General features: G+C 51.9%; 4 protein-coding genes and 1 pseudogene. All 5 read left to right on the forward strand.

Going from position 1 to position 3,532, the window contains the following annotated elements; genetic code table 11:
- Positions 1-589: 589 nt before the first annotated feature.
- A pseudogene (locus tag AXFE_RS17715) lies at positions 590-934 on the forward strand (group II intron reverse transcriptase/maturase); the annotation flags it as partial.
- Between the two features lie 66 nt (positions 935-1,000).
- A complete protein-coding gene (locus AXFE_RS17720; protein ID WP_052607218.1) occupies positions 1,001-1,522 on the forward strand; it encodes a hypothetical protein in 522 nt (173 codons plus the stop codon).
- Between the two features lie 35 nt (positions 1,523-1,557).
- Positions 1,558-2,649, forward strand: coding sequence for an IS3 family transposase (locus tag AXFE_RS17725; RefSeq protein WP_268749172.1), 1,092 nt, complete (start codon positions 1,558-1,560; stop codon positions 2,647-2,649).
- Positions 2,646-3,008, forward strand: coding sequence for a hypothetical protein (locus tag AXFE_RS19685; protein WP_152626217.1), 363 nt, complete (start codon positions 2,646-2,648; stop codon positions 3,006-3,008). The genes AXFE_RS17725 and AXFE_RS19685 overlap by 4 nt, the downstream gene beginning before the upstream one ends.
- Positions 3,009-3,089: 81 nt before the next feature.
- Positions 3,090-3,532: reverse transcriptase domain-containing protein (locus AXFE_RS18835; RefSeq protein ID WP_407071698.1), on the forward strand; the 443-nt coding region annotated here is incomplete at its 3' end.

Here is a 3,532-nt window from a genome sequence, read left to right on the forward strand (position 1 = left end):
GTAGGCCCTCCGGGATCGCCTTTTGGGAGGAGATTCCAAACCACCGTACGGGGCATTAGCTAAAGACTGTTGTCCAAAGCGGTACTAAAAAAGTTAGAGCAATGACTCTTTCAGGTATGAGTTAAGAAGACGAGTGAAAACAAACCACTGACGAAGCGTTCGAAATTGGTATGGATGATGTCGAAACCGAGGGACGTCGAACTTTCGGGACAACTTGGAAGACTAACCCAATTAGTGCTCCCCTTGGCTATATGGGGGCATCCGGCGTGTAGGTGGCGTGAGCTTAACATCAGGCGTTTATGTGGAACATGAGAACCCAGTCCTAGACGTTCTTGGCTAAGCCCACATGGGCTAAGCCCAAAGATGAGGAAAAACCTACAAGTTGCAGATCAACAAGAGGGAAAGTACCAAATGCCTATGGATTGGGGGCGGACCATCCCGTAGTAGCTACGAAGTCCTTGTAATGAGGATGTAAGCCAAAGAGATGGAGTAAACAGCAGATCTAGTTGTAATTGGCAAATGAACAACTTCTCAAGGTAAAAGTTGAGGGGGAGGGATCAAATGACAAGACCACGACAAGAAAAAGCTTTTGACAAAAGACAAGTACGTCGTACTTAAAGCATACAAAGAGGCAAAAGACAAGTACGTCGTACTTAAAGCATACAAAGAGGCAAAAGCCAATCGAGGAGCACCAGGGATTGATAAGCAGTCCATCTCAGTCTTTGAGATGGATCTAAAGAACAATCTCTACCAACTCTGGAATCGAATGGCTTCTGGAAGTTATTTTCCAGCGGCAACTAGATATGTCGAGATAGACAAGTCAGATGGCGGTAAAAGAATCCTAGGTATTCCAACCGTCAAAGATCGCATCGCCCAAGGGGTAGCTAAAGCCTACATAGAGCCAAGATTGGAAGAGGTCTTCCACGAAGACTCCCCTAGCCATCAGACCCCTTGCTGGTAGGTCCACTACAGTCATAGATAGGGCGAGGATAGAGGAGTCATGAAGGAGGTATACCCAAGGGATCAGAAGGAACGAGTACTGAGGAAGCTCTTAGAGTTAGGTGACGGTGGGGATGCTCCCGAAGGTGCGATCACCAAGCTTTCGAATGCTGAAGGGATTCCACTCAACACGCTCTACACATGGAACGCGTCACTGAAGCGAACCGGTGCCGTTGGCAAGTTCTCCGCGTCGGGTAATGCGTCGGTTACGCTCTCGTCGAAGGCAAAGTACGAGATTGTTCTCAGAACCGAGTCCATGACCGAACTCGAGCTCGGTACCTACCTACGAGAACAGGGGATCTTAGCGGAGGATCTCGAACGCTGGAAGGTGGCCTGTCAAGAGGCTAATGACCGCTCGAGCATCGCCGCCAAGGAGTACCGTGCGAACCTGGCAGCTGAACGGGCAAAGGTGACAGTCTTAGAACGCGAGCTCGCCCGTAAGGAGAAGGCATTAGCAGAGACGGCAGCCCTGCTGGTGTTGCGGGGAAAAGCCCAGGCGCTCTGGAGGGACAGGGGCGACTGATCCCTCTCCCAGAGCGCCAAGGAGCCACCGCCCTCATCGCGGAGGCCAACAATGCCGGTGTGCCCCTTGCTATCGCAGTACGCGAGGTAGGGATCTGTGAGAGCACCTATGAGCGTTGGAGGGCCGCAGGTGGCGTGGATGCCACCACAGCATCACCTGAGGAGCTCGTGGCCGCGATCGTCGAGGATAAGAGACTCACTAGGGTCTATCCAACTCCACCAAATGCGCTGAGCGACCGAGAGAGGGCTGAGATCGTAAAGGTATGCACCAGTAGCGAGTACTGCTCACTGCCACCGGCTCAGATCGTCCCAGCTCTAGCAGATCAAGGGGTCTATTTAGCATCAGAGTCCACCTTCTATCGGGTTCTACGGGACGCAGGGCTCAATAAGCGACGAGGACGGGTAGCGCTGCCTCGCAAACGCTCCAAGCCCAATCATGTGGCTACGGGACCACGTCAGGTTTGGGTTACCGATATCTCCTACCTGCCAGGTCCTATCAAGGGTCTCTTCTACTACCTGCACTTCATCATGGACCTGTACTCCAGGAAGATCGTCGGCTATGAGATCTACGAGAATGAATCATCTGAGAATCTAGCAGCCGTCTTGAAGCGAGCCACCCTCAATGAGGGTTCACTCGCTCCTAGTGTGTTGCACTCGGACAACGGTTCACCTATGAAGGGGACTACCCTGGTGGCACTGTGTTACCTACTTGGTATAGCTGCCTCCTACTCACGTCCAAGGACTTCAAATGACAACGCCCACATGGAGTCGATGTTTCGCACCGTCAAGTACTGCGCGAGCTATCCCTACGATGGCTTTGAGTCTCTCCTAGCGGCAAGGGTCTGGATCGAGGGATTCGTCCAGTTCTACAACGAGGAGCACCATCACTCTGGCCTGAACTTTGTGACCCCAAACCAGAAGCACAACGGCGAAGATGTTGCGATCCTCGCCAAGCGAGTCAGGGTCTACGAGGAGGCCAAGGCCAAGAATCCCAAGCGATGGATCAAGGGCAACACCCGGAACTGGGAGCCAGTTGTCTCCACATCACTTGTTCCAACGAACCCGGATACGCCAGCACCAAAGTCCACCACTACACAGCCTGATTCGAACCTCGCGAGTACCTCATGAGTGCGAGATCCCCGTTGCGTCACGATAGCGTCACGATAGTGTGCCCCGTCTGTGGGAGTAACTTCGGCCCATCAGGGAGAAGAACCTATTGCTCAGATGCTTGTCGGGCTCTTGCCTATCGACGTCGTCGCGATATGGGCGGTATCCCACCAGTCACTGCCCCCAAGTCACAGTCACGTCGAGAGTTCACCGTCTATGAGTGCAACCGCTGCGGTACCCGCTCGCTTGGAGAACAACGCTGCGAGGATTGCCACATCTTCATGACCCGAGTAGGAATAGGGGGATACTGTCCCTCGTGCGACGAGCCGGTATCCATCAACGACCTCCTCGGAGGGGAGGCACTACTAACAAGCAAATAAATTGCGATTACTTTCACCCAACTGATACCCAAGACAATGGATAGCTACTAGGATCTATAACAATCCCTTCCAGCAAGTACACTGACGGCTTCCGACTCCTATGGTTACAGGCCGAATCGCTCAGCCCATGATGCCATTGAAAAAGCACGCAAGAGATGTTGGAAGTACGATTGGGTCATTGATCTAGATATCAAGGCCTTCTTCGACACAATAGATCATGAACTGCTGCTAAAAGCTGTCTCTATGCACGTATCAGAGCCATGGATAATTCTCTACATCAAACGTTGGTTGAAAGCTCCAATGCAAAACAAAGATGGACAACTAATAGATCGAGAGCAAGGATTACCCCAAGGCGGGGTGATTTCTCCGATTTTGGCGAATCTGTTCTTACATTACGCTTTTGACAAATGGATGGTAAAGAACTTCCCGGATGCCCCGTTTGAACGATACGCGGATGACCTTTTGGTACATGTGAAAACAAAGAAACGAGCCGAAGAGATCCTAGAGGCTATAGGTCAGAGAAT

It is taken from the genome of Acidithrix ferrooxidans, assembly GCF_000949295.1.
Lineage (GTDB): Bacteria > Actinomycetota > Acidimicrobiia > Acidimicrobiales > Acidimicrobiaceae > Acidithrix > Acidithrix ferrooxidans.

Excerpts from the sequence above, each read along its gene's own strand:
- AXFE_RS19685 (WP_152626217.1), top strand. The coding sequence starts at position 2,646 with ATGAGTGCGAGATCCCCGTTGCGTCACGATAGCGTCACGATAGTGTGC.
- AXFE_RS17720 (WP_052607218.1), top strand. The coding sequence starts at position 1,001 with ATGAAGGAGGTATACCCAAGGGATCAGAAGGAACGAGTACTGAGGAAG.